Origin of the sequence: Mesorhizobium sp. M4B.F.Ca.ET.143.01.1.1 (assembly GCF_004792275.1) — a bacterium.
Lineage (GTDB): Bacteria > Pseudomonadota > Alphaproteobacteria > Rhizobiales > Rhizobiaceae > Mesorhizobium > Mesorhizobium abyssinicae.
Map to the genome: position 1 here is coordinate 165463 of NZ_SRSR01000009.1, position 24103 is coordinate 189565.

Here is a 24103-nt window from a genome sequence, read left to right on the forward strand (position 1 = left end):
CCTTGCGCTATAGATAGGGCGATCCCAGCCACAGCAACCGGTCGAAGACGCGGATGAAGAAGGGGCGGGCCTTCAACGTCTCAAGCGTCACCGGCTGCGCGGAGGCGATGGCCGATCCGATGCGTGCCTCGATCTCGGCGGCAAAGTCCGCATCAAGAACCTCCATGTCGATCTCGAAATTCAGCCTCAGCGACCGGGCATCGAGATTGGAGGAGCCGATATAGGCCCAGACGCCGTCGATCGCCATCAGTTTCGAATGGTCGAAGGCGCCTTCGTGGCGCCAGACGCGGCAATAATGCTTCAGGACCTGGTCGAACTGCGCCGTCATCGCGCGGTCGACGAGGAAGAGGTTGTTGACCGCCGGCACGACGATGTCGATCTCGACGCCGCGCCGCGCCGCCGTGGTCAGCGCGCTGATCAGTTCGCGATCCGGAAGGAAATAGGGCGACATGATGCGGATCGATTTGCGCGCGACGGAGAACGCGCCCATCAGCAGCTTGTGGTTGGTTTCGTTCGAGGCATCCGGTCCGCTCGCCACCGCCCGCACCAGCATTGGCTGGCCGGGCGCCGACAAGGGTGCCGCCACCTGCCAGGTCTCGCCCTTCAGGGCCTCGTTGCCGGCGAAGCGCCAGTCCTCCGCCGCGACCGCGAACAGGTCGGCCACCACCGGCCCGTTGACCTTGAAATGCGTGTCCCTGGAACTGTCGGAACCGGCGAATTCGGCGGAGAATCCCTTGCGGATGTTCATGCCTCCCGTGAACGCCACCGTGCCGTCGACGATGAGGATCTTCCTGTGCGTTCTCAGATTGGCATAGGGCAGTCTCAGGCCCATGACGATGTTGCCGTTGAAGAGGTCGGTGCTGACCTCCGCCTCCTTGAGCTGTTTGAGGATGCTGGGCACGGAGTAGCGCACGCCGACGGCGTCGATCAGCACGCGCACGGCGACGCCGCGCCGGACGGCGCGGCCGAGCGCTTCGACGAACAGCTGTCCGACGGCGTCATTGTCGAAGATATAGGTCTCGAGCAGCACGCTGCGCTCCGCGCCGTCGATGGCGTGGCACATAGCGGCATAGGCCTCGTCGCCCGTTTCCAGGACGGCGATCGCGTTTCCTGAAGTCAGAGCACGGCGTGCCACCCTGTCGCCCAACGTCTTCAGCCCGACGAAGCGCTGGCCGTACTCGGCCGTGATCAAATCCTCGGCGGCGATGTCGCGCTCCTGCTTGGCCAGAGCCGCCTCGCCGGAAAGCGGCCGCATGGCGCTGATCGTCGCGCGACGGATGCGGTTGATGCCGGCGATGGCGTAGATGATCGCGCCGAGGAAGGGCGACAGCAGCATCACGCCGACCCAGCCGGTGGCGGCGCGCACGTCTTCCTTGGTCATGATGGCGTGGACGATGCCGACGGCCGCCATCGCCAACGAGAGGATCAGGATAAGCTCGGACCAGTGACTCGCGATTGCCTGCAGCATCGGTCCGACTATTGTGCGTGCGGAAGCGGAAGGCAATGCGGTTGGTGGAACAGGTCGAGGACACGCTCTTGGCGAGACCTGTTACCCGTGACCTCCCTGCATCAGCAATCGGACCAGCTCTGCTTGCCGATGGACGCCTGTCTTCTCGAAGATGTGGCTGAGATGTGCCCTGACGGTGGTGGGCGCGATGCAAAGCCGCGCCGCAGCGGCGGTCCGCCCGTCACCCTTGAGAATCTCCAGGGCAACGTCGGTCTCGGCTCTGGTCAGCCCGAACCGCAGACGCAGGCGCTCTCTTGCTTCCTCTTGCTCGGCCTCAATGCCTCTGCTCGTGGAAAGGCCGACGACGCTATGCATGACACTCTGCCCGGCCTCTGAAGCACCGGGGCGTGCCTAGGCACTGCACTCTCTCCCGTAGCGTCAATCCGGGGAGGTGATCCATGCGTGTGTGGTTTTGCGTGCGGTTCATTGAAGACTGCACGTGCCAAAGCCCCTCGAAGTCTGGCATCCCAAGCCGCCGATGGATGCAACGATATAGGACGAACGTCCGATGCGCCAGTATCAAACTCGTGGGATTAGTAAGTTTCACTGTTGCGGGCTTCTTGTTCAACATTCGATGCAGACAATCGATTTCGCCAAGGAATCGGTCGCCGATTACACCTCTGTGCGGTCAGAACATGGAGAATAATGAATGGCAATTACATTGAATTTGCACAATTCCGACTTGGCCGACCTGTTCGTCAGCGTTATCGACTTGAACCTTGGTGGCGCCCAAATGACCTTCAGTCAGCGCATGAATGAAGGCGTCACCATGCAGATTGCGGTTCAGGAAGATGGCCGCGGGCAAGGCAGGATTCGCTGGAACGCCCAGCGTGCTGACGATCCGGAGGCGACGGCGGAACGTACTGTCGACGTGGGACAGAACGCGACTGTAGATGTCACGACCCATTTCGGATGACCCATTTCGGATGAGTAGAGCGGAACGATTCCGGAGGCAGGACGATGAGCAGTGCCGCTGAATTCCTGGATATAGTTGGTTCGGCTTTCGGCGAGTACGACCTGTCGGGTGGACAGGTTACGATCGACAGCACGGGCGACCGGACGATTGGTCCGTTTGCGTTCTGTGTGACGTTCCTGGGCCGCCAGACATTCACGCTCCGCATCTATGCGCCTTCCCCTGAAGCGGCGGCGGATACGGTAGCTGCGATGGTAGGCCGGGCAAACCAGTCCATGCCCGGCTGGGCCGCGTTCGACGGAGCGTGCCCATCGGGCGTCTGACATCGCCGACATTCATCTGCAGAAGCAGAGAGACCACGAAGCGCGACGTCAGGCTCAGCCCGAGAGATTTTCGAGGTGACGTCGGTTCGCCGGCTTGGGCTTTCTGCAAGGAAAGGGTGACACATCATGCCGAACGAGCAAATGGCGAGCAATCCGAACGTTGCCGAACCGGCACAAGGCCTGGGCGTCAGCGTGCAAGTCAACCCCGAGGATTCCGTGCCTTTCCGGCCGGAGCCGGTGTTCATATCGCTAGGCCTGAAACGCGGCGTTTTCACCGGGTATTCGGGCGCAGCGGCGCCCCCGGAGCCGATGCGAATTCCACCCCTCGACCTCAAGACCGAGGAGGGACTGCTAAAGGCCTTTTCACTGCTTGGATTTGAACCGGGCATGGACACGATCCAGTACGGCTTCTCGACGCCGGCGATCTTCCGTGCTTCGGCCAAGTTCAGGGAAACCATCGACCTGCCAGGTCCGAATGTTCCTTGGCCTCCCGCCGTGATTGCCTCGCAGCCTCCAATGATCAAGCCGGGGATTATCGCGAACTACATAGGTGCCCAGGCCGGTTTCTTCCAGCTGTCGTTGAACCCGCTCCAGTTGAAGCTCAGGGAGTTGGGCGTGCCCTTCACGCTGGGCGGCGTGACCGCGCCGACGGACCTGCGACCACAGCTCTTCCTGGTGGAACACTATCAGCTTGCGAGCTTCCGCGGAGATCTGGCGCGCGATGACATGGTCGGTTCCGTCAGCCTGTCGCCAGGCGGATCGATGACCTACAAGCTGATCGTCAAGAAGAAGACGTCGAAGAGCACCGAACTGACCTCCACTGTGATGGACAGCCAGGACCAGGAAGCGAAGAGCAATTTCAACAAGCAAATCAAGGATACCGCCGACGCGAGGTTCGGCAGGAATAACTACAATTATGGTTTCGACGGGAGCTTCCACGGGGAAGCGTCCGTCGGATTCGGGGAGGGTAGCGCGGACGCCCAGGTTCATGCGAGGGGGGCAACCAACGAGGTCAGAGAGGAATTCGCAGAATCGACCGCATCGGCCATCGACACTCAAGTTTCCGAGGCGAACCGCGTCCGTCAGCAACGCATGGTCACCGGAACGGCATCCACGCAGACGGACGAGGAGACCGAGAGCGTCATGGAGAAGACGGCTCAAAACCCGACTGCGCGGCCCGTGAACGTCGGAATTTTTCTGATCAAGGAAGAGTTCGTGTCCCTTCTCAGCCTGGTCGACGTCGAAATCGCCTTTCGAAACGGCGATCCGAACAAAGACCGCTTGGTGCCGTTGCGCAAGCTCGGCGAACTGCTCGATGCCGTGATCGACCGCCCCGAGGATCGCACGGAGATCGCGACGTCGATCAAGGACATCCTTCAAGGAATCGTCGACTACCAGGACAAAGTTCGCAGCATCGTCAAGGTCGACCCAAGCAGTCCGTCGGGCTTCAGCCGCGACGGGCAGGTGAAATCAGAGTATCAGCTTCGCAAGTCGGATGGTTCCGTGCGGCGGACCCTTTCGGTTCCGGGCATCCTGATACGCGACTACCGGCGGTTCCTGCGCCAGCCTGCGGTCACGGTTGAGTTGCCGATTACCGAGATATGATCCTCTTGGCCTGCACGTCACCAAATTTGTGGTGGAAGCGCCCGGCACCGTAACCTACGGCGCAAACCGGTGGTGATCTCGTCCTTGTGGCGGGTCACGCGCGAGAAGGCGATGAACTCGAAGTGACGATTGGCGTCCGCAGACGAACGCGCCGGGGAGGGGGCATGTCCTCGCCGTGATGCTGGCCGAACTGTTTGGGTGTCTCGGCTTCTTTGGCGTAATGCCCGTGGGCTGGCGGAGCAACCCTGCTGCAGTGCCTGGCATTTCCAAAGCCGCACCGGCACGCAATTTGGCTGATTTCGCAGCGCGTAAGCACGAAACCTCCCGTGCAAAGGGCGAAGGCGGCAGAATTCAGCTGCGCCTCGCCACCAGCCGCAGCCAGGGTGTCAGGTGGAAGCCGGCCATCAGCAGATACATCGGCACCATGCCGCTGAGCATGGAGGCGCCGGGGCCGGGCATGCACATCATGTCGTGGCCGCCATAGGCGGCGGTCAGCAGCGCCATGACCGCGAAGGTCGGTGCTGCCGCCAGGCAGAGCCAGTCGGCGAGGCCGAAGCCGCTCAAGTCGTTGGGGCGAGGGGAATCAGCCGCCGCAAGGGCGACGTCGTTTTCGCTGCTCATTGTATCCACTTTCCAAGGGGTAAGGGCCGTCAAGGCCCGATCGGGGATCGACTCTGGCGGTGCGGCTGGCACCGCCAGAGTCGCTTCGCGCTCAGGCGTCCTTGTTGCGGAAGGCCGCTTCGCCGACATCCGACACCTCGACCCATCTCTGGTCGGGGGCGGCGCCCTCTTCGTAGTTGTCGTGCCAGTTCCACCATTTGTAGGTCTGGGTCTGCGGATAGCCCTCGGGCGAATCCTCCCATATCTCCTGGCGGCCGAGCGGGGTGACGTCGAGATAGCTCCAGACGGTGCCAAATGCCTCGTCGCCGCGATTGTTGATGAAATAGGTGCGGAAGATGCGGCTGCCGTCGTGGATGAACACGTTGTGGCCGTGCCATTCGTCGACGCCGAAATCCTTGTCCCAGCTGTCGGTGATCGTGTACCAGGGCATCTCCCAGCCCATCCGCTTCTTCAGCCGCGCGATGTCGGCCTGCGGCGCGCGCGAGGCATAGGCAAGCGTCGTGTCGCGGGCGTTGAGATGGGCAACGTTGCCGACCATGTCGGCGCCCAGCGAGCAGCCGCGGCAGGCATGTTCCGGCCAGCCATAGACGCCGGGCTCGAAGAAGGCGCGGTAGACGACCAGTTGGCGGCGGCCTTCGAATAGGTCGAGCAGGCTTGCCTTGCCGTTCGGGCCGTCGAACATATAGTCCTTCTCGACCGCCATCCATGGCATGCGGCGGCGCTCGGCGGCGAGCGCATCGCGGGCCCGCGTCATCGCCTTCTCCTTCACGAGCATCTCTTCATACGCGCCTTCCCAGGCCTCCTGCGAAACGATCGGCGGTGTCTTCATGTGTTGGGTCATTGCTCTTGTCCCATTCTTTCGGTTTGGTTGGGGTGCGAGGACAGACATAGGGCCGGATGGCGCGATGATGAGAGTTACAAGTGTGACGGGATTTGCGCCGGCGGGCCCTGCATGGACTCGCTGATCACCGCAGCCGGCCGCGCGCTCGCGGCGGGTGATCCGCTCGGCGCCTTGAAGCGGGTCGCGCTGCGCGACGACGCGCCGGCGCTGGCCTTGCGCGGCATCGCCATGGCCCAGCTCGGCGATCTCGAGCGGGCAAAGGCGCTGCTCAAAAGCGCTGCCCGCGCGTTCAGCCCGAAAGAGGCGGTGGCGCGCGCGCGCTGCGTCGTCGCCGAGGCCGAGATCGCGCTGGTATCACGCGATCTCGGCTGGCCGCAAAAGGCGCTGCGGACGGCGCGAGCGACGCTTCAAGGGCATGGCGACCGTGTCAACGCCGCCTATGCGGGAAGCCTGGAAGCGCGCCGCCTCATCCTGATCGGCCGCCTCGACGAAGCAGAACGTCTGCTTGCCGGCTTCGACCCCACGCCGCTGCCGCCGGTCGCGCGCGTCGCGCACGAGCTTGCGGCCGCCGGCATCGCGGTCCGGCGCCTGAGGACAAAGGCGGCGCGGGCCGCGCTCGGCCGGGCAGCGCTCGCCGCCTATGAGGCGAACATACCGGCGCTCACGACCGAGGTGGAAAACGCTTCGCTGGTGCTGAAGATGCCCGCCGCGCGGCTCATCGCGCAAGGTTCCGAGAGACTGCTCCTGCTCGAAGAGGTCGAGGCGCTGCTGGCCTCGCAGGCGCTGGTCGTCGATGCCTGCCGCAATGTCGTGCGCGAGGCGGGCGCGGTGGTTCAACTGGCGACGCGGCCGGTGCTGTTTGCGCTGGCGCGCACGCTTGCCGAAGCCTGGCCGGCGGACGCATCGCGGGAGGCGTTGCTCAGACGCGCTTTTCGCGCCAGGCATGCCGATGAATCGCATCGCGCCCGGCTGCGGGTCGAGATGGGCCGGCTGCGCGCCGAGCTCGGCGCATTCGCCGAGATCAACGCCACGGCCCAGGGCTTCGAGCTGGCCCCGCGGCGCGCCCGCGAGGTCGTGGTGCTGGCGCCCCCTGTCGAGGAAGAGCACGGCGCGGTGCTCGCCTTCCTGGCCGACGGCGAGTCATGGTCGAGCTCAGCGCTGGCGATCGCGCTCGGCGCCAGCGCGCGCACCGTGCAGCGGGCGCTGGAAGAGCTTTCGGGGCAACACAAGGTGCAGCCGGTCGGCCGCGGCAGGGCCCGGCGCTGGATGACGCCGCCGATGCCGGCATTCCCGACTGTGTTGTTACTCCCAGGTCCGTTGCCCAGCGACTAGGTTAGTGGCGAGATTGTTCAAATCGATGGAGATCAAGATGAAACGAGCCGCCGCCGAAATCCTGCGTGAATACGGGCCCTTTCCCGGCGTCAAGACCGTCGCCGGCGTGACCTTCGACGGCGAAAAGGTCTGGTTCGCCTCCGGCGACAAGCTCAACGCGCTCGATCCCGAGACCGGGGCGACGCTGCGCTCGATCGATGTCGCCGCGCATGCCGGAACCGCCTTTGACGGCAAGCACCTCTACCAGATCGCCGAGGACCGCATCCAGAAGATCGAGCCGCAGACCGGCGAGGTGGTCGCCACCATTGCGGCCCCCGGCAATGGCGGCGACTCCGGCCTGACCTGGGCGGAAGGCTCGCTCTGGGTCGGTGAATACCGTGCCCGCAAGATCCATCAGATCGATCCCGAAACGGGCAAGGTGATCCGCACCATCGAGTCCAAGCGCGTCGTCACCGGCGTCACCTGGGTCGACGGCGAGCTGTGGCACGGCACCTGGGAAGGCGATGAGAGCGATCTGCGGCGTATCGATCCCGGCACTGGAGAGGTGCTCGAGATGCTGGAGATGCCGGCTGGAACCGGCGTGTCCGGGCTTGAGTCGGATGGCGGCGGCTGCTTCTTCTGCGGCGGCGGCAACAGCGGCAAGGTGCGGGCGGTACGCCGCCCGGTGCACCCCTCCACGGCGGCGAACAAATAGCCGGCGAAGCCGAAGACGCGTTCAGAACTTCGTGATAGAGGCGCTCGAAGCGCGCCTCGAGCTTGCCAGGCCTCTGAAAGAAAAGATAAAAGCAGGAAGGCTTTGGGGAAGTATCTTCATGCGTTTCGGCATGGCGATCAGCAATCTGTCGTCTTTCGGCGGGCTGCAGCGCGATTGCCTGTCGATTGCCAGGCACGTCGCCGCCGCCGGCCACGACGTCACCATCCTGACCACGGAAATACGTGGCGCGATCGATCCGGGCTGCCAGGTCCGGATCGTCAAGACCACCAACCCCACCAATCCCGGCCGCGACGTGGCGCTGGGCGCGGCACTCGCCGCGCAGCGGCGCGACTTCGACCGCATCGTCGGCTTCAACAAGCTGCCGATGCTCGACATCTACTATTCCGGCGATCGCTCCTACGCCAAGGTCAAACAAGGTGCCTGGCGCACCTTCTCGCCGCGCTACCGCACCCAGATGCAGCTCGAGCAGGGTTGTTTCGCGCCCGGCGCCCGCACCAGCCTGATCATGCTCAGCGAGCGCCAGCAGAGCGAATACCAAAGCATCTGGAAGACGCCGGACGGCCGCTTCCGGCGGATCTCGCCGAACCTCGACCCGGCGCGGCGGATGCCGCATTTGCGGAGCGACGGAACGCGCGAGCGCATGCGGGCGGAACTAGGCATCGGGGCGGGGGCAGAGACCTGGCTGTCGATCGGCTGGGCGGCATGGGTGAAGGGGTTCGACCGCGTGGCGCGCGCTCTTGAGGCATTCCCCGACTGCGTCTGGCTGGTCGCAGGGATCGCCGCCGGCACTCCGATGGCGGGCCATGTGCTGCGCGGCGTGCCGCGGCAGCTGCGCGGCAACATAAGATTCCTCGGTTTTCGCGATGATATCCCCGCCATCATGGCGGCGGCGGACCTGCTTGTTCACCCAGCGCGCATCGAGACCACCGGAACGGTCATCGTCGAGGCGCTGGCCAACGGGCTGCCGATCATCCTCACCGAGACCTGCGGCTTCGCTCATCTGGTGGAGAAGGCCGATGCCGGCCTCGTCATCCCGGGCGCGTGCTCGCGCCGTGACCTGATCGCGGCGATCAGCCGGGGCAAGGCGCCGGGCCGGCTGCAGTCATGGTCGTCGAATGCGCGGATCTTCGGCGCCGATCCGGCCCTGTCGCGCGGTCACGAGGAAGCGGCCCGCCTGGTCGCCGGCGAGCTCTGGTAGGTCTGGACTCGTCCTGAACTCAGTCCTTGGCGCGCTCGACGTAGGAGCCGTCGGCCGTCATCACCACCACGCGCGTGCCGGCGGAAATGTGCGGCGGCACTGCCGTGCGCACGCCGTTGGAAAGCACCGCCGGCTTGTAGGACGAGGACGCCGTCTGGCCCTTGGTGACCGGCTCGGTGTCCACCACCTCGAAGGTGGCGCGTTGCGGCAGCACCAGCGCGATTGCGATACCGTTGAACTGTGACACCTGCACGGGCATGCCTTCCTGCAGGTAGGGCGCGGCGTCGCCGACCACGCTTTCCGTCACCGCCACCTGATCGTAGGTCTCCGGGTTCATGAAATGGAAGCCTTCGGCGTCCGAGTAGAGGAAGGTGTGCTCGCGCTCCTCCACATACGCGCGCTCCACCTGCTCGGTGGTGCGGTAGCGTTCCGAAACCTTCACCCCGTCGCCGATGCGGCGCATGTCGAGCTGCGTCACCGGCGTGCCCTTGCCAGGGTGGATGTTTTCGGCAAAGAGGATGACATAGAGCTTGCCGTCCTTATCGACGACGTTGCCTTTGCGTAAGGAGCTGGCGATGACCTTGACCACAGTGTTCAATCCCAATCGAGTTTCTTGGCCTGAGAATGCTGCTTGCCACAAATCGGCAACGGCGGCCATCCCGCGCGCCCTAGCGCATCTCGCGCCGAACCGCCAGCCTTCCCGGCGATTTTCCCGCCCATGACCGGCGCTTCCCCCTGGTGGACGCCCGATGTCCATGCCGATCGCCGGCCGCGGCTGATCGCCCGCAACGCCATCACTGCGGCGCTGCGCGGCTGGTTCGGCGAGCGCGATTTCATCGAGGTGACGACCTCGGCGCTGCAGGTTTCGCCTGGCAACGAGGCGCATCTTGCGGCATTCGCCACCGAGGCGATCGGGACGGACGGCGCGCGCCAGCCGCTCTATCTCCACACCTCGCCGGAATTCGCCTGCAAAAAGCTGCTGGCCGCCGGCGAACGGCGCATCTTCAGCCTTGGCCCGGTCTGGCGCAACCGCGAGCGCGGCCCGTTGCATCATCCGGAATTCACCATGCTCGAATGGTACCGGGTCGGCGAGACCTATGAGAGCCTGATGCGCGACTGCGCCGAATTCCTGGCGCTGGCGGCGGAGAAGGCGGGTGCCAGGACCTTCCGCTTTCGCGGCCGCGAGGCCGACCCTTTCGCCGAGCCGGAGCGGCTGAGCGTCACCGAGGCCTTTTCGCGCCATGCCGGCATCGATCTTCTCGCGACGGTGGCAACCGATGGCGGCACCGATCGCGCCGCCCTTCACGCAGCCCTGATCAGGGCAGGCATACGCACCGCCCCCGACGACAGCTGGGCCGACCTGTTCAGCCGGGTGATGGTCGAGAAGGTCGAGCCGGCGCTCGGGCAGGGGCGCGCCACCATCCTCTATGGCTACCCGGCCTCGGAAGCCGCGCTTGCCAGGCCGAGCGCCGAGGATCCCCGCGTCGCCGAGCGCTTCGAGCTCTATTGCTGCGGCGTCGAGCTCGCCAACGCTTTTGGTGAACTCACCGATCCGGCGGAACAGCGCCGCCGCTTCGCCGCCGAGATGGACGAGAAGGAGCGCATCTACCAGGAGCGTTACCCGATCGACGAGGATTTCCTGGCGGCGCTTGCCAGCATGCCGCAGGCGAGTGGCTCGGCGCTCGGCTTCGACCGGCTGGCTATGCTGGCGACCGGCGCGACCAGGATCGACGATGTGATCTGGACGCCGGTGGCCGGGGCACCGATCTAGGGTGCGGTGCCCGGCCGTTTCTGACCGCGCCGCGCCAAAAGATTGGCCACCACCAGAAGCACGATCGACAGCGCCATCATCAGCGTCGCGGCGGCGGTGATCGCCGGGCTGAGCTTTTCGCGAAGGCCGATGAACATTTCGAGCGGCATGGTGCGCTGGCCGGCGCTGGCCAGGAACTGCACGACCACGACCTCGTCGAAGGAAGTGACGAAGGCGAAGGCCGCGCCAGAGAGCACGCCGGGCAGGATCAGCGGCAACATCACCCGGAAGAACGAAGTCAGCGGCTTAGCGCCCGAGATCGCGGCGGCGCGCATCAGATTGCGGTCGAAGCCAGTAAGGCTCGCGCCCACCGTCACTACGACAAAGGGACTGGCGAGCGCGGTATGCGCGAGAATAATGCCGGCATAGGTGCTGGCAAGGCCGATGCGCGCATAGAACAGGTACGAGCCGACGGCGGTGATCACCACCGGCACGATCAGTGGCGACAGAAGCAGCGGCATGACGATGCGGCGCCCCGGGAATTTCTCGTCCGAGAGCGCGATTGCCGTCAGCGTGCCGAGCGTGGTTGCGATCAGCGTCGTGCCGAAGGCGACGATCAGGCTGTTGCCGATCGCCGACTGCCAGCGCTGGGTGCCGAGCACCACCTCGTACCAGCGCGTCGAGATGCCTTCCAGCGGGAAGATGAAGAAGGCGCCGCTGTTGAAGGAGAGCGGCACCGGAATGAGGATCGGCACCAGCAGGAACAGGATGACGAGCCCGCACCAGATCCACAGCAGGGTGATGCGGATGCGTTCGCCGGTTGTGGGGTAGGGAGACAACAGCATGGGCTACACCAGCCTTAGGCGGTCGAGGCCGAGGATGCGGGCGAAGATGCCGAACAGCGCCAGCGTGAAGACGAGCAGGATGAAGCTCAGCGCCGCCGCCATCTCCCAGTTCAATTCGACATTGACGTAGTTGGCGATGAAATTGCTGATCAGCTGGTCGCTGGCGCCGCCGATCAGCGCCGGCGTGATGTAGTAGCCCAGGCACAAGATGAAGGTGAGCAGGCAGCCGGCCATGACGCCCGGAAACACCTGCGGAATGTAGACGCGGCGGAAGGCAGTGAAGGGCTTGGCGCCGAGCGAATAGGCGGCCTTCATCTGCGAGGGCGGGATCGTGCGCATGACGCTGTAGATCGGCAGTAGCGTGAACGGCAGCTGGATATGGGTCATGGCTATGATCAGGCCGATACGGCTGTACATCAGGTCGAGCCGTTCGCTTGCGACGCCGATAAAGAGCAGGAAGTCATTGACCAGCCCGAATTTCTGCAAAAGGACCGTCCACGCGGCTGTGCGCACCAGGATCGAAGTCCAGAACGGCAAAAGCACCGCAACGATCAGGATGGCCGCCAGCCCCTTCGGTACGCTGGCGATGAGATAGGCCAGCGGAAACCCCAGCAGCAGCGTGGCCAGCGTCACCGCGGCGGCGACGAAGAAGGTGCGCAGGAACACCTGCACGAAAATCGCCTGCTCCGGCGGCACCCGCTCGATGCTGCCATCGGCATTCCAGCGCAGGTCGAGGGCGCTGAGCAGATAGAACGAGGTGAGGCTGTGAGTGCCGTTCCGGATCGTCGGCCAGGTCGACGGCGCTGACCAGAACGGCAGCGATTTCACGGCGTCGAGCGCGGCCTGGCCGTCGGCGCTTTCGAGCTTGCGCGCCGTCTTCAGCACCTGGCTGCGCGCGCCGGGCAGGCGGGCGTTGAGGCTTTTTGCCAGCTCATAGGCCGTGCCCTTGGCCTGATTGTCCTTGAGGTCCGCCGCGAGCGCCGCGAAGGCATCGTCACCCGGCAGGCCCTGGCCGTTCCAGCCGCCCAGGGCCACGGTCGTCTTGGGCAAAGCATCTGCGATTGTCGGATCATAGACGGCGCGCGACAGCAGGAGCACGATTGGGATGCCGAAGCTCAGCCCCAGGAGGATGAGCAAAGGCGCCGCCAGCAGCAGCGTGCGCAGCCGGTCGCCGAATTCGGCGCGCCGGAGCGCCGCCGACACCGATTTCAGGTCGGCGTCGGCGGCTGACCGGCCGCGGGCCAGCGCGGGCCGGTCGAGTTCGCTGGGCTGGAGCGCCGACATCTCTCGCCTACTGCGCAAGCCAGGCGTTGAAGCGCTTGACGAGGTCCTCGCCATAGTCGCCCCAGAACTCGGTGTCGGCAACCAGATAGGCGCCGCTCAAGTGATCCGGAGCGTTCGGCAGTTTCGGCAGCGCGTCGGGAGCGACGAAGGACGCCGCGTCGGTGCGCACCGGCCCATAGGTGATGTAGCTGGCGAGCTTGGCGTTGTTTTCCGGCTGGCTGATATAGGCGAGGTATTTGTAGGCCAGCTCCGGATTCCTGGCGCCCTTTGGAATGGAGATCATGTCGTATTCGAGGATCTGGTTGTTCCAGACGATCTTGAATGGCTTCTTGTCGTTGTCGATGGCGTTCTGGATGCGGCCGTTCCAGGCGGTGGTCATCACCACTTCCTGGGAAGCCAGAAGCTGCGCCGGCTGCGCGCCGGCATCCCACCAGACGATGTCCTTCTTGATCGTGTCGAGCTTCTTGAAGGCACGGTCGACGCCCTCCGGCGTGGCCAGCACCTTGTAGACGTCTGCCGGCGCCACGCCGTCTGCCATCAGCGCCCATTCGAGGTTCTGCGCCGGGAACTTGCGCATGGCGCGCTTGCCGGGGAATTTGGTCGTGTCGAACAGGTCGAGAACCGAGGTTGGCGCTTCTTTCAGCACGGTCGGATCGTAGGCGAGGATGTCGCCGTAAGCGTCGAGACCGACACCGCAATCGAGCGCCGAGCCTTCGATGAACTTGTCGCGCGGCCCGATCTTGGAATAGTCGAGGCGTTCGAGGATACCGGCGTCGCAACCCTGCAGCACGGTCGCCGTCTCGACCGTCACCAGGTCGATCGGCACGTTGCCGGTCTCGACCATCGCTTTGACCTTGCCGAGATCGCCGAGATACTCCTGCTCGAGGATCTTGGCGCCTGTCTCCTTGCTGAAAGGTTCGAACCAGGCCTTGCGTTGCGCGTCCTGCCAGGCGCCGCCGCTCGCCATGATCGACAGCTCGTCGGTGAAGGCGGCGCCGGCGATGGTCATCGAGGCCGTGGCGGCCGCGAGCGCGAGAAGAGTCTTCCTCATGAGTGTCATTTCGTTTTCCCCTGTTTTGGAATGGCACCGCCCGATCCGGCATCGGCCGGAAAGGCGCGGCAATCATTGGACGCGCAGGAGACCGTCACGGTCTCGCCGTTTGCCATCGTCGATTCGGGGCCGACCTTGACGGTCAGCACCTGGTCGCTGGCGAGCCTGGCCAAAAGGCGCAGGTGGTCGCCGAGATAGATACGCCCGTCCACAGTGGCGGGCAGGGCATTGCCGCCGGCCGCCGTCGGCGTCAGGGTCAGCCGCTCCGGGCGGATGGCGACGTGGCAGGGAGCGCCCTGCGCGACGCCGATGGCGAGTGCGGTAAGCTCGCCGCCGCCATTCAGCCTGACGCGGCATTCTGCGCCGGAGACGCGATCGACCACGCCTTCGAGCGTGTTGTTCTCGCCGATGAAGCTCGCCACGAAAGAGCTCTGCGGCGCGTTGTAGAGATCGTCGGGCGAACCGAGCTGGACGATGCCGCCATTGTTGAAGACAGCGACGCGGTCCGACATCGTCAGTGCCTCGCTCTGGTCATGCGTGACGTAGACAATGGTGACGCCGAGCATGGTGTGGATTTGTTTGATCTCGAGCTGCATGTGTTCGCGCAGCTTCTTGTCGAGCGCGCCGAGCGGCTCGTCCATGAGCACCAGGCTCGGCTTGAACACCAGGGCGCGGGCAAGCGCCACGCGCTGCTGCTGGCCGCCGGAAAGCTGGGTCGGCCTGCGGTCGCCAAATTGCCTGAGCCGCACCATGTCGAGTGCGCTCGCTACCCTGGACGCGATATCGGCCTTGTCGACCTGCCGGACCGAGAGCGGGAAGCCGACGTTCTCCTCGACCGTCATATGCGGGAACAGCGCGTAGTTCTGGAACACCATGCCGATGTTGCGCTGATAGGGCGGCAAGCGGTCGACCGGCTGGCCTTCAAGCGTGATCGTGCCATGCGTCGGCCGCTCGAAGCCGGCAAGCATGTTGAGTGTCGTTGTCTTGCCGGAGCCGGAAGGACCAAGCAGCGTCAGGAATTCGCCGCGCGCAACGGTGAGGTTCATCCGCGTCACCGCGAAGGTCCGTCCGTCGTAGGATTTTTCGACATCGGCGAATTCGACGAAACCCTTGCCGACGGGATCTGCTTGCGTGGCGGGCGCGATCGTGGCCGCCGCGGCCGGCAATGCGGCCTGGCGGGCGCTCATAGTCCGCAATCCTTGATGCGGCTGAGATGCGGCTTGCGATCCATGCCTCGTCCTCCCGGAAACCGGCCTGCTGCCCGGCAGGTCGTGCGACTTGTATGGTCACACAATTAACCTGAAATCGACCATAGATGCAGACAACTTTGTCCGTCAAGCCGATTTTTAACGAATTGTGTGAGATTTCTGGCAGGGCGTCTTGCGATTGTGCGTCAGACAAGCTCTATTGTACGGAGTATTGTCTTATGCTAGATGCGCCACAGTGAGACATCAGCCGTAGTCGAATCCCGTATGCTCCAAGATCTTCGCCTCGCCGACGACGAAAGTCCGGTCTACCGCCGTCTTGCCGATGCGATCGCCGAACGCATCGCCGCCGGCACGCTCGCTGTCGGTGACCGGTTGCCGCCGCAGCGCGAGATCGCGCGGGCGCTGGGCATCAATGTCACGACCGTCACGCGGGCCTTGTCGACCCTTCAGGAGCAGGGCCTGCTCGAAGCGCGGCCCGGGCGCGGCACGACGGTCGCCGCCCGTGACGCCGGCGAAAAACCGGGCTTCGTGTCGGCGCCGAGCGACCAGAGCGGCATCATCGACCTTTCCGTAAACCGGCCCGCCACATCGGCCTATCTCGATGCGGTAGCAGCACTCTTGCCGCGCCTGTCCAAGGACCGACACTACACCGCGCTGCAGGATTACCATCCGCCGGAAGGACCGCTCTGGGCGCGAGTGGCGGTGGCCGACTGGTTCAAATCCGTTGCCGGCGATGGCGACCCCGGCCGCGTCGTGCTGGCTGCCGGGGCCCAGCATGGCCTGGACTGCCTGCTCGGCGCCGTCACCCGGCAAGGCGAGGTGGTGTTGGCCGACGAGGTGACCTACCAGGGCATCAATGCGCTGTGCCGCGTGCACGGGCTGGACCTCAGGGGCATCGCCATGGACCGCGGCGGCATGCGTCCCGACGCTTTCGACGCCGCCTGCGCGCAACTGCGCCCGCGCGCCGTCTTCCTGGTGCCGACGCTGCACAATCCGACGACGATCACGCTGAGCGAGGAACGCCGGCGCGATCTCGCCGCGGTCGCCAGGCGCCACAACGTGCTGATCATCGAGGACGACGTCTATCGGCCGCTTGCCGACGATCCGCCGCCATCCTTCGCCAGTCTCGAGCCGGAGCTGACGATCCATCTCGGCGCGCTGTCGAAATGCCTGGCGCCAGGCCTGCGCCTGGGCTTCGTCATCGCCCCGCGCCCCATCGCTGGCCAGGTCGCGGCGGCGCTGCGCATCAACTGCTGGAGCATCAGCCCGCTGACGGCGCTGATCGGCGCAAGGCTGATCGAGGAAGGCTCGGCCGCCCGCATCATCGAGATCCAGAAACAGGAGCTGCGCCAGCGCCAGGCCATCCTCAGCGAAATCCTCGGCCGCTTCGATATCCAGGCGCATCCGACGTCGACCCATGCCTGGCTGCGCCTGTCTGAACCCTGGCGCGGCGCGGGCTTTGCCCGCACTTGCCTGGAACGCGGCGTTGCCGTGCTGCCCGGCGATGCCTTCGCGGTCGGCCGCGAACCGGTCCAGCACGGCGTGCGCATCAATGTCGGCGCGGCACGTTCGCAGGAGGATCTGCGCACGGCGCTCAGCACGATGGCCGAGTTGCTCGCGGCCGGTCATCTGCAACTGCCGGGTTTTGTGTAGGTCACCGGTGGCAGCGTCCAGGACAGTCGAGATCGCCATCATTGGCGCCGGTGTCGTCGGGCTGGCGACAGCGTTGCGGCTTGCTGGCGAAGGCCGTGAGGTCCTGCTGATCGATCCCAACGAGCCGGGCTCGGGCGCCTCGTTCGGCAATGCCGGGACGCTCGCCGAATACGCCTGCATGCCGGTGGGCAATCCGGCCGTCCTGCGCGCCTTGCCGAAACTGCTGCTCGATCCGGACAGTCCGTTTTCGATGCGCTGGGCAGCACTTTTCCAGTTGGCGCCATGGCTGGTGCGCTTTGTCAGGCAATCGCTTCCGGCGGCCACCCGCGCCAATGCAGTGGCGCTCGCCGGGCTGCTGGCGGAAGCCTTGCCGGCCTGGGAGGAGATGGTGCAGGAGGCGGGCCTGCAGGACCTCTTACGCCGCAAAGGCTGCCTCTATCTCTATCGACGCGAAAGCGATTTCGCCGCTGGTGCCGGGGGCAGGGCGCTGCGCGCCGGGTTTGGCGTTCACCAGCAGGTGCTGGATGCGGAAGAGGTGGCCGCGCTGGAGCCCGGCCTTCCGGCGACGGGAGCGCGCGGCCTCTATTTCCCGGACTCGATGAACGTCACCGATCCCGGGACGCTGATGCAGCGGCTGCTCGATGCCGCAACCGTGTGCGGGACGTTGCTGGTCAAGGCTGAGGTGACCGGGCTGCAAATCGAGGGGAGCAGTGTCAGGCTGAGCGGTCCCGATATGGATATCAAGGCGGGCGCGGTGGTGATCGCCGCCGGCGCGCGGTCACGGGCCCTGGCAGCGCAGGCCGGCGACAAAATCCCTCTCGACACCGAGCGTGGCTACCATCTCGAATTCCCGACAGATGTTCCCCTGCTCAATCGCCCGGTCTGTCCTGTCGATCTCGGTTTCTACATGACGCCGATGGCTGGCCGGCTGCGGGTCGCCGGCACGGTCGAGCTCGGCGGGCTTGCCGCGCCGCCAAATCCGCGCCGGCTGGCGCTGCTCGATCGCGGCGTCAGGCAGTTCTTCCCCAACCTTGGCCAAAACTCGTCCGAATGGATGGGTTTTCGTCCGTCACTGCCCGATTCCCGGCCGGTCATCGGCCGTTCGCGCGGCAGTTCCAGGGTGATCCACGCCTTCGGCCACGGTCATCTCGGCCTGACCTTGGCGCCGATCACGGCACGTTTGGTTGCGGCACTGATCGGCGGCACGGTGGATGCCTCTCGGCTGGGTCCTTTTGCCGCCGATCGCTTCAGCGCCTGATAGAGGCCAACGCTCCGCCCTCTTGCATCCAATCCTCCCCATCACAATGATGGCGCGATCGCCGCGTATTCCGGCGTGGCGATCGGCGGGCAGGGGTTGTCGTTGGGGCTGGCTGAATTGAAATCGCCGCGGGCGCCTTGGCGCCTGGCGCGCATCTGTCTTCTGGTGGCCGGGCTGGCGTCCGTCGGCGCCCCGGCAGTCGCGCCGGCGGCCGACCGCCACCTTGAGGATGCGTTCGAGGCCGCGCAATGGGCGCTGCTGTCCTCCGCGGGCAATGCCTTGCAGCAGCTTGGCCTGCGCGCCGCTGCCGGCTCGCCGGAGCTGGCGGGCATTGTGCGCCAGCGCCAGGATATCGTGGCCATGATCAGCGGGAAGGAAAAGGCGCTGGGGCAGGCGACTTCTGCCGGTGCGAGCGGCGCCGACGCGCTGGTGCGCCTGCGCGGCGAGATCGATTCTCTGCGCGCCGAACTGGTTGGCGTCGACGCCACGCTGGCGCGGTCCTTCCCGCGCTATGCCGACCTTGCCCATCCCAAACCGCTGTCGGTGGCCGACGTGCAGGCCCTGCTCGATGAGGACGAGGGCCTGCTGCTGATGCTTGCCGGGCACGATCACATCTTCGTCTGGGCGATCGGCAAGCATGACACCGCCTGGACCGAAACCGGCTATGGTGCGGAGATCCTTGGCGGCGACATCGCCAGGTTGCGGGCCGAGCTCGATCCGGCGGCGGCCGCGCGCGGCGCCAGGACACTGGTCCCCGGCATGGACAAGCCGCGTGTCGCGCCCTTCGATCGCACGACGGCCAGCATCCTCTATGGCGAGCTGATCCGACCGGTCGAGCCGGCGCTGAAGGCCGCGCGCCACGTCTTCGTCGTCAGTGACGGTCCGCTGGCCGGCCTTCCCTTGTCGGTACTCGTCGCCTCGGCTCCCACCGGTGAAGACACCGACCCGGAGGCGCTGCGCCGGACCGACTGGCTGGCGAGGCACTATGCCTTCACCACCTTGCCGTCCGTCGACAGCCTGGCCGTCATCCGCAAATACCCGCCGCCGCGCGGCGGCAAAAAGCGCATTGCCTTTCGCGGCTTCGGCGCGCCTGTGCTGGGCGGCGAGACGGTCGAGGTCGCTTCCGCCCCTCCCGCAAGTTTCTTTCGCGGCAGCCTCGCCAATGTCGACGCAGTGCGCGACCTGCCGCCGCTGCCTGAGACCGGCCCGGAGTTGCGCAAGCTCGCCGCCATTCTCGGCGCGCCGGAAACGGACCTCTTTGTCGGCGCGAGGGCGAGCGAAACCATCGTCAAGCAGACGGACCTGTCGACGACGGACGTCCTGGCTTTCGCCACTCATGGCCTGCTCTCCGGCGACCTGCGCGGTCTGGCCGAGCCAGCCCTGGTGCTGACCCCGCCGCAAGTCGCCACCGCGCGCGATGACGGCCTGCTGACCGCCTCCGAAGTGGCGGAGCTCAAACTGTCGGCGCAATGGGTCATCCTCTCGGCCTGCAACACCGCCGGCGGTGACGGCCGGCCTGACGCCGAGGGCCTGTCCGGCCTGGCGCGCGCCTTCCTCTACGCCGGCGCGCGGGCGATCCTTGTCTCCCACTGGCCGGTCCGCGACGATGCCGCCGCACGTCTGACCACGCAGACGCTTGCGGCGCTGGGCAGCGGCTCAAGGCTCCGCCGAGCCGAGGCGCTCCGCCTCGCCATGCTCGACATCATGCAGGACAAGGATGATCCCTCGCTTGCGCACCCGTCCGCCTGGGCGCCCTTCGTCCTTGTCGGGGAGGGCGGCTATTGAAGACGGTTCTGCGCTTCATCGCTGCGTCGCTGCTGTCTCTCCAGGCAGGTGTCGCCCTGGCCGACCGCATCGATCCGTTCGCCGTGGCCGAGAAGGCCGCCGAGGCCTACCGCAAGAACGACAGCTACCCCGAAGTGCGCGGCATGTTCAGCGAGGCGCTGCGCGACGCCCGCCGCAGGGGCGAGCTCACGCCCGACTTTGCGATCATCTACGCCATGTATGCCGACACCACCCGCTTCGACGGCAACCCGGCGTTTGCGCTGCAACTGGCGGACGAAGGCCTGTCGCTGCTGCTCGGCGCGCAGCAGCCCGACGCAGACATGAAGAATTCGCTGCTGGTGTCGCGCGCCTATGCGCTGGCCGATCTCGGCCGCTACAAGGAAGCGATCGAGACCGTGACCATCACCGCGCTGTGGATGGGCGAGCGCTTCGGCGAGGCGCAGCGCAAGCAACTGGAGGACCAAGCCCGGTCGTGGGCGAAGAGCGCCACCGGCGCCGATGCCGGGCGGGCTCTGCCGTCGGCTGCCGAACTGGCGCTCGATCTTGCCGGGAAGGCCGACCAGGCGCTGGCTGTCGGCAATACCGAACTCGCTCTGACCCTTGCATCGCGGGCCATGCTGCCGGGCGGTACCGGTCTTGCCGAGGATGATGTCGATTTCCAGAACGCCCACTGCCAGTCGATCTCCGGCACCGCCTATGCTTTCGAGGGGCGCAATGCCCTGGCTGTGGCGGCGCTGCGCCGCGCCGCCGATCTGCTGGTCGCCTCGCCATGGGATGGCCAGTCGAAGCCGAAGCTGCGCGATCTCGCGCTGACCGACGCTGGCTGGCGTCGTTTGACCTGGAGCGTCTTCAGCCGCCTCGCCGCTGCAGCCGTGGCGACCGGCGACCGGCAGGCGGCCGCGGCCGCCATCGACATAGCCGGCGATTTCGCGGCGACGCCGGAACAGCGCTTTGCGCTGCTTTCGCAGCAGGCCGGACTTGCCTTCAGCAGCGGCGATTACCAGCGCGCCGAGGAGACCTTCAGGAAGAGCGAGGCGGATGCGGCCCTGTCGGGCGATGCGGTCAACGCGGCGCTGTCGCGCTTCTATGTCGCGATCGCGGTGCTGGCGCGCGGCGACGGTGCCCCCGACGGGCCCGCGGTGCGCGATCTGCTGCAAGCCGCCACCGCCGCGGCGGACGTCGCGCGGGACGATCCGCAGGTGACCGAATATGTCCTGGCCACGGCGGTTCGCATGATTGTCACCAAGACCAACGGCTATGAAGCCGCCATGCCGCTCGCCCGCCGCGCCTACGACATCTTCAGGCAAAGGCAAACGGCGATGGCCAATTACGACGCCGGCCAGGAGGCTTCGCGCCGCGACGGGCGGCGCTTCCTCGAAATCTTCATCGCCGGCCAGTACGAGACGGGCGCGAAGTAGCAGCGCGGCTCAGCTTGTGGCGTGGCCCGATCGGCTCAATGCGCGAAGATCTGCTCCAGCGAACGGAAGCCCTTGAATTCCAGGGCATTGCCGGAGGGGTCGCGGATGAACAGCGTCGCTTGCTCGCCGGGCTCGCCCTTGAAGCGCACCATCGGGCGCTCCAGCCAGTCTATGTCAGATCGCGCTTCCAGCCTGGCTGCCAGCCGCTCCCATTCGTCCATCAGCAGCACCGCGCCGAAATGCGGAATCGGCACCGCGACACCGTCGACCTTGCCGTCGTGCGCCGCCACTGAGGCCTGCGGCCGCAAATGCGCCGACATTTGGTGGCCGAAGAGATCGAAATCCACCCAACTCGCCGAGGAGCGACCGATGGCACAGCCCAGCACCTCGCCATAGAAAGCGCGGGTTTCATCGAGATCACGCACCGGAAAGGCGAGATGGAAAGGGGTCATGGCGAAGGCTCCTGGCAGTTTGGCGATGCATTGGGCGGTGGTTTCGGCCGGTCCGGGCGCGATTTGGTCGCGGCACTCTGATTGTCCTTCCGCCATTGCACAAGCGGCAGGGGAACAATAGATGGTGCGGCAGCTTCCCAACCACGGCGAAGAAACAGGATCAAGTGCATGACCGACAAGCTCGACGCAGCAAAACTGACCGACCGCGTCGCGGCCCTGGTCGAGGCTGCAAGGCGCGCCGGCGCCGATGCCGCCGACGCTGTCGCGGTGCGTGGTCGCTCGGCGGGCGTTTCGGTGCGGCTGGGCAAGGTCGAGGGCACCGAATCGTCGGAAAGCGAGGATGTCTCGCTGCGCGTCTTCGTCGGCCAGCGGGTGGCGAGCGTTTCGGCGACCTCGGCCTCGGACCCCAGGGCGCTGGCTGAACGCGCCGTCGCCATGGCCAGGGTATCGCCCGAGGATCCCTATCAGGGCCTTGCCGATCCTGCCCTTCTGGCCGGCAAGCCCCGCGACCTCGACCTCTTCGACGCCACCGAGGTTTCGGCCGATGCGTTGAAGGAGGCGGCACTTGCGGCGGAAGCGGCCGCACTCGCCGTCAAGGGCGTCACCAATTCGGCCGGCAGCGGCGCCAGCGCCGGGCTGGGCGGCCTGGTGCTTGCCACCTCGCACGGTTTCGTCGGCCAGTATGTCGCCTCGCGCTTCTCGCGCTCGACCAGTGTCATTGCCGGCGAGGGCACCGGCATGGAGCGCGACTATGAGTTCTCGTCGCGCCAGCATTTCGCCGATCTCGATGCGCCCGAAGAGATCGGCCGCAAGGCCGGCGAGCGCGCCGTGCGCCGCCTCGGCGCTCGCAAGGCGGCGACCGGACCGGTCGACGTCGTGTTCGATCCGCGCGTCGCGCGCGGCATCGCTGGCCATCTCGCCGGCGCCATCAATGGCGCCGCGGTGGCGCGCAAGACCAGTTTCCTGCGCGAGATGATGGGCAAGCAGGTCGTCGCCGCGGCGATCACCGTCACCGACGAGCCGCTGAGGCGCCGCGGCCAGGCCTCGCGCCCCTTTGACGGCGAAGGCGTCGAGGGCGAGAAACTGCTGATGGTGGACAAGGGCGTGCTCAACCACTGGTTCCTGTCGACCTCGGCCGCGCGTGAGCTCGGCCTTGTCACCAACGGACGCGGCTCGCGCAGCGGCTCCTCGGTCTCGCCGTCCTCGACCAATCTCGCCATCGAGCCGGGCGAGCGGACGCCGGAAGACCTCATCAAGTCGCTGAAGCGCGGCTTCTATGTCACTGAAGTCTTTGGCCAGGGCGTCGACATGGTGACCGGCGAATACAGCCGCGGCGCCTCCGGATTCTGGATCGAGAATGGCGAGCTCACCTATCCGGTCGCCGAAGTGACAATTGCCTCCAATCTGAAGACCATGTTCCTCAATATGGTGCCGGCGAGCGACCTCGACCGCAATTTCGGCACCGCGGCGCCGACGCTGCTCATCGAAGGCATGACCCTTGCCGGCGCCTGATCCGACCGTCCTGACCGGGGCCCGCGAGGACCTCGCTCTGCTGCGCGACGCCGCCCGCGAGGCGGGCGCGATCGCCATGCGCTATTTCGGCAACAACCCGCAAGTCTGGATGAAGGGTGGCACTTCGCCGGTCAGCGAGGCCGACCACGCGGCCGACGCCTATCTTCGCCAGACCTTGCTCAAGGCGCGGCCGGGTTACGGCTGGCTATCGGAGGAAACCGCCGACGACCATGCCAGGCTTGCCGCGCACCGCACCTTCGTCGTCGACCCGATCGACGGCACGCGTGGTTTTCTCGATGGCCTGCACTCCTGGTGCGTGAGCGTCGCGGTGGTGGAAAACGGGGTGACGCTTGCCGGCGTCCTCGAATGCCCGGCCAAGCATGAGACCTACTGGGCGCTGCCCGGCGAAGGCGCCTTCCTCAACGGCGAGCGGATTCGCGTGCGCGCGCTGCCGGACAATGTGGATATCGGCGGCCCGAAGCCGCTGGTCGACCTGCTGCCGGAGGCGTGGCAGGGCCGGTTGCACCGCATGCCCTATATTCCATCGCTTGCCTACCGGCTGGCGATGATCGCCGCCGGCAAGCTCGACGCCACCTTCGTCAAGCCCAACGCGCATGACTGGGACATCGCCGCCGCCGACCTCATCCTGCGCGAGGCGGGCGGCGCCTTGCTCGACAGACAAGGCCGGCCGCCGCGCTATGCCGGCGCGGTGATCCACCACGGCGCGCTGGCCGCCGGCAGCGGCGAGCTGCTCGACGTGCTTGCCGGCGTCATCGCCGGGCTGGAAAGTTGAACCATCATCAAAGGTTCCAAAGTCGGCGGCTTTGGTCTA

The 24103-nt window shown here is 66.0% G+C and carries 23 protein-coding genes; 13 read left to right on the top strand and 10 right to left on the bottom strand.

Annotated features, from left to right (window positions below; genetic code table 11):
* Positions 1 to 7: 7 nt before the first annotated feature.
* The gene (locus EN786_RS22555; protein WP_127284926.1) at positions 8 to 1468 is read right to left on the bottom strand and encodes a phospholipase D-like domain-containing protein; all 1461 of its coding nucleotides are present in this window, start codon (positions 1466 to 1468) and stop codon (positions 8 to 10) included.
* Between the two features lie 81 nt (positions 1469 to 1549).
* On the bottom strand, positions 1550 to 1822 hold the full coding sequence (locus EN786_RS22560) for a helix-turn-helix transcriptional regulator (protein ID WP_127284927.1): 273 nt from the start codon (positions 1820 to 1822) through the stop codon (positions 1550 to 1552).
* Positions 1823 to 2156: 334 nt separating this feature from the next.
* Between EN786_RS22560 and EN786_RS22565 the strand changes: the two genes are divergently transcribed.
* The 3 genes from EN786_RS22565 to EN786_RS22575 all read left to right on the top strand — a co-directional run bounded on the left by EN786_RS22565 (position 2157) and on the right by EN786_RS22575 (position 4348).
* Positions 2157 to 2423, top strand: coding sequence for a hypothetical protein (locus EN786_RS22565; protein WP_127284928.1), 267 nt, complete (start codon positions 2157 to 2159; stop codon positions 2421 to 2423).
* 44 nt (positions 2424 to 2467) lie between these two features.
* Positions 2468 to 2743, top strand: coding sequence for a hypothetical protein (locus tag EN786_RS22570; RefSeq protein ID WP_127284929.1), 276 nt, complete (start codon positions 2468 to 2470; stop codon positions 2741 to 2743).
* Positions 2744 to 2869: 126 nt separating this feature from the next.
* Positions 2870 to 4348 carry a hypothetical protein gene (locus EN786_RS22575; protein ID WP_127284930.1) on the top strand — a complete coding sequence of 493 codons (1479 nt, stop codon included), beginning with the start codon at positions 2870 to 2872 and terminating at the stop codon, positions 4346 to 4348.
* A gap of 351 nt (positions 4349 to 4699) precedes the next feature.
* Here EN786_RS22575 and EN786_RS22580 read toward each other — a convergent pair whose 3' ends face one another.
* Together EN786_RS22580 and EN786_RS22585 are read right to left on the bottom strand one after the other, a co-directional pair.
* Positions 4700 to 4969, bottom strand: a complete 270-nt coding sequence (locus EN786_RS22580; RefSeq protein WP_127284931.1) for a hypothetical protein — start codon at positions 4967 to 4969, stop codon at positions 4700 to 4702.
* A gap of 91 nt (positions 4970 to 5060) precedes the next feature.
* The gene (locus tag EN786_RS22585) at positions 5061 to 5810 is read right to left on the bottom strand and encodes a DUF899 family protein (RefSeq protein ID WP_127284932.1); all 750 of its coding nucleotides are present in this window, start codon (positions 5808 to 5810) and stop codon (positions 5061 to 5063) included.
* A gap of 111 nt (positions 5811 to 5921) precedes the next feature.
* Here EN786_RS22585 and EN786_RS22590 point away from each other — a divergent pair, with 111 nt between their 5' ends.
* From EN786_RS22590 to EN786_RS22600, 3 genes are all read left to right on the top strand, one after another.
* Positions 5922 to 7142: a helix-turn-helix domain-containing protein gene (locus EN786_RS22590; protein WP_127284933.1), complete on the top strand. Its 1221-nt coding sequence runs from the start codon at positions 5922 to 5924 to the stop codon at positions 7140 to 7142.
* Positions 7143 to 7179: 37 nt separating this feature from the next.
* Positions 7180 to 7836, top strand: a complete 657-nt coding sequence (locus EN786_RS22595) for a glutamine cyclotransferase (protein WP_127284934.1) — start codon at positions 7180 to 7182, stop codon at positions 7834 to 7836.
* Between the two features lie 118 nt (positions 7837 to 7954).
* Positions 7955 to 9055 carry a glycosyltransferase family 4 protein gene (locus tag EN786_RS22600; protein WP_187331446.1) on the top strand — a complete coding sequence of 367 codons (1101 nt, stop codon included), beginning with the start codon at positions 7955 to 7957 and terminating at the stop codon, positions 9053 to 9055.
* Between the two features lie 19 nt (positions 9056 to 9074).
* On the opposite strand, the gene efp is transcribed toward EN786_RS22600, so the two are convergent.
* Complete coding sequence (efp, locus tag EN786_RS22605; protein ID WP_127284938.1) at positions 9075 to 9644, bottom strand: elongation factor P; 570 nt, start codon at positions 9642 to 9644, stop codon at positions 9075 to 9077.
* Between the two features lie 129 nt (positions 9645 to 9773).
* Between efp and epmA the strand changes: the two genes are divergently transcribed.
* Positions 9774 to 10826, top strand: coding sequence for an EF-P lysine aminoacylase EpmA (epmA, locus tag EN786_RS22610; protein ID WP_127284936.1), 1053 nt, complete (start codon positions 9774 to 9776; stop codon positions 10824 to 10826).
* On the opposite strand, the gene EN786_RS22615 is transcribed toward epmA, so the two are convergent.
* Genes EN786_RS22615 through EN786_RS22630 form a run of 4 tightly spaced genes read right to left on the bottom strand, consistent with a single transcriptional unit; the run spans position 10823 to position 15172 of the window.
* The gene (locus EN786_RS22615) at positions 10823 to 11650 is read right to left on the bottom strand and encodes an ABC transporter permease (RefSeq protein WP_127284937.1); all 828 of its coding nucleotides are present in this window, start codon (positions 11648 to 11650) and stop codon (positions 10823 to 10825) included. The genes epmA and EN786_RS22615 overlap by 4 nt on opposite strands.
* 3 nt (positions 11651 to 11653) lie before the next feature.
* On the bottom strand, positions 11654 to 12934 hold the full coding sequence (locus tag EN786_RS22620) for an ABC transporter permease (RefSeq protein WP_127310326.1): 1281 nt from the start codon (positions 12932 to 12934) through the stop codon (positions 11654 to 11656).
* A gap of 7 nt (positions 12935 to 12941) precedes the next feature.
* Positions 12942 to 13985: an ABC transporter substrate-binding protein gene (locus EN786_RS22625; protein ID WP_187331445.1), complete on the bottom strand. Its 1044-nt coding sequence runs from the start codon at positions 13983 to 13985 to the stop codon at positions 12942 to 12944.
* A 5-nt stretch (positions 13986 to 13990) separates the two neighbouring features.
* Positions 13991 to 15172: an ABC transporter ATP-binding protein gene (locus EN786_RS22630; protein WP_127286769.1), complete on the bottom strand. Its 1182-nt coding sequence runs from the start codon at positions 15170 to 15172 to the stop codon at positions 13991 to 13993.
* 285 nt (positions 15173 to 15457) lie between these two features.
* Here EN786_RS22630 and EN786_RS22635 point away from each other — a divergent pair, with 285 nt between their 5' ends.
* The 4 genes from EN786_RS22635 (at position 15458) to EN786_RS22650 (ending at position 21307) form a co-directional block, all read left to right on the top strand.
* Entirely contained in the window at positions 15458 to 16846 is a 1389-nt protein-coding gene (locus EN786_RS22635) for a PLP-dependent aminotransferase family protein (protein WP_127286770.1), read from the top strand.
* A 7-nt stretch (positions 16847 to 16853) separates the two neighbouring features.
* The gene (locus tag EN786_RS22640; protein ID WP_127286771.1) at positions 16854 to 18104 is read left to right on the top strand and encodes an FAD-dependent oxidoreductase; all 1251 of its coding nucleotides are present in this window, start codon (positions 16854 to 16856) and stop codon (positions 18102 to 18104) included.
* A 117-nt stretch (positions 18105 to 18221) separates the two neighbouring features.
* A complete protein-coding gene (locus EN786_RS22645) occupies positions 18222 to 19889 on the top strand; it encodes a CHAT domain-containing protein (protein WP_128346640.1) in 1668 nt (555 codons plus the stop codon).
* On the top strand, positions 19886 to 21307 hold the full coding sequence (locus EN786_RS22650; RefSeq protein WP_127285841.1) for a hypothetical protein: 1422 nt from the start codon (positions 19886 to 19888) through the stop codon (positions 21305 to 21307). Before EN786_RS22645 ends, EN786_RS22650 begins: the two co-directional genes overlap by 4 nt.
* Positions 21308 to 21342: 35 nt before the next feature.
* Here EN786_RS22650 and EN786_RS22655 read toward each other — a convergent pair whose 3' ends face one another.
* Positions 21343 to 21759, bottom strand: a complete 417-nt coding sequence (locus EN786_RS22655) for a VOC family protein (protein ID WP_127285842.1) — start codon at positions 21757 to 21759, stop codon at positions 21343 to 21345.
* A gap of 168 nt (positions 21760 to 21927) precedes the next feature.
* On the opposite strand from EN786_RS22655, the gene EN786_RS22660 reads away from it, so the two are divergent.
* Positions 21928 to 23271, top strand: coding sequence for a TldD/PmbA family protein (locus EN786_RS22660; RefSeq protein WP_127311773.1), 1344 nt, complete (start codon positions 21928 to 21930; stop codon positions 23269 to 23271).
* Entirely contained in the window at positions 23258 to 24064 is an 807-nt protein-coding gene (locus EN786_RS22665) for a 3'(2'),5'-bisphosphate nucleotidase CysQ (protein WP_128276091.1), read from the top strand. The genes EN786_RS22660 and EN786_RS22665 overlap by 14 nt, the downstream gene beginning before the upstream one ends.
* The last annotated feature ends 39 nt before the right edge of the window (positions 24065 to 24103 follow it).

Bases quoted from the DNA above. Each gene is read 5' to 3' on its own strand.
- EN786_RS22555 (WP_127284926.1), bottom strand. From the start codon at position 1,468: ATGCTGCAGGCAATCGCGAGTCACTGGTCCGAGCTTATCCTGATCCTC.
- EN786_RS22560 (WP_127284927.1), bottom strand. From the start codon at position 1,822: ATGCATAGCGTCGTCGGCCTTTCCACGAGCAGAGGCATTGAGGCCGAG.
- EN786_RS22565 (WP_127284928.1), top strand. From the start codon at position 2,157: ATGGCAATTACATTGAATTTGCACAATTCCGACTTGGCCGACCTGTTC.
- EN786_RS22570 (WP_127284929.1), top strand. From the start codon at position 2,468: ATGAGCAGTGCCGCTGAATTCCTGGATATAGTTGGTTCGGCTTTCGGC.
- EN786_RS22575 (WP_127284930.1), top strand. From the start codon at position 2,870: ATGCCGAACGAGCAAATGGCGAGCAATCCGAACGTTGCCGAACCGGCA.
- EN786_RS22580 (WP_127284931.1), bottom strand. From the start codon at position 4,969: ATGAGCAGCGAAAACGACGTCGCCCTTGCGGCGGCTGATTCCCCTCGC.
- EN786_RS22585 (WP_127284932.1), bottom strand. From the start codon at position 5,810: ATGACCCAACACATGAAGACACCGCCGATCGTTTCGCAGGAGGCCTGG.
- EN786_RS22590 (WP_127284933.1), top strand. From the start codon at position 5,922: ATGGACTCGCTGATCACCGCAGCCGGCCGCGCGCTCGCGGCGGGTGAT.
- EN786_RS22595 (WP_127284934.1), top strand. From the start codon at position 7,180: ATGAAACGAGCCGCCGCCGAAATCCTGCGTGAATACGGGCCCTTTCCC.
- EN786_RS22600 (WP_187331446.1), top strand. From the start codon at position 7,955: ATGCGTTTCGGCATGGCGATCAGCAATCTGTCGTCTTTCGGCGGGCTG.
- epmA (WP_127284936.1), top strand. From the start codon at position 9,774: ATGACCGGCGCTTCCCCCTGGTGGACGCCCGATGTCCATGCCGATCGC.
- EN786_RS22615 (WP_127284937.1), bottom strand. From the start codon at position 11,650: ATGCTGTTGTCTCCCTACCCCACAACCGGCGAACGCATCCGCATCACC.
- EN786_RS22620 (WP_127310326.1), bottom strand. From the start codon at position 12,934: ATGTCGGCGCTCCAGCCCAGCGAACTCGACCGGCCCGCGCTGGCCCGC.
- EN786_RS22625 (WP_187331445.1), bottom strand. From the start codon at position 13,985: ATGAGGAAGACTCTTCTCGCGCTCGCGGCCGCCACGGCCTCGATGACC.
- EN786_RS22630 (WP_127286769.1), bottom strand. From the start codon at position 15,172: ATGAGCGCCCGCCAGGCCGCATTGCCGGCCGCGGCGGCCACGATCGCG.
- EN786_RS22635 (WP_127286770.1), top strand. From the start codon at position 15,458: ATGCTCCAAGATCTTCGCCTCGCCGACGACGAAAGTCCGGTCTACCGC.
- EN786_RS22655 (WP_127285842.1), bottom strand. From the start codon at position 21,759: ATGACCCCTTTCCATCTCGCCTTTCCGGTGCGTGATCTCGATGAAACC.
- EN786_RS22660 (WP_127311773.1), top strand. From the start codon at position 21,928: ATGACCGACAAGCTCGACGCAGCAAAACTGACCGACCGCGTCGCGGCC.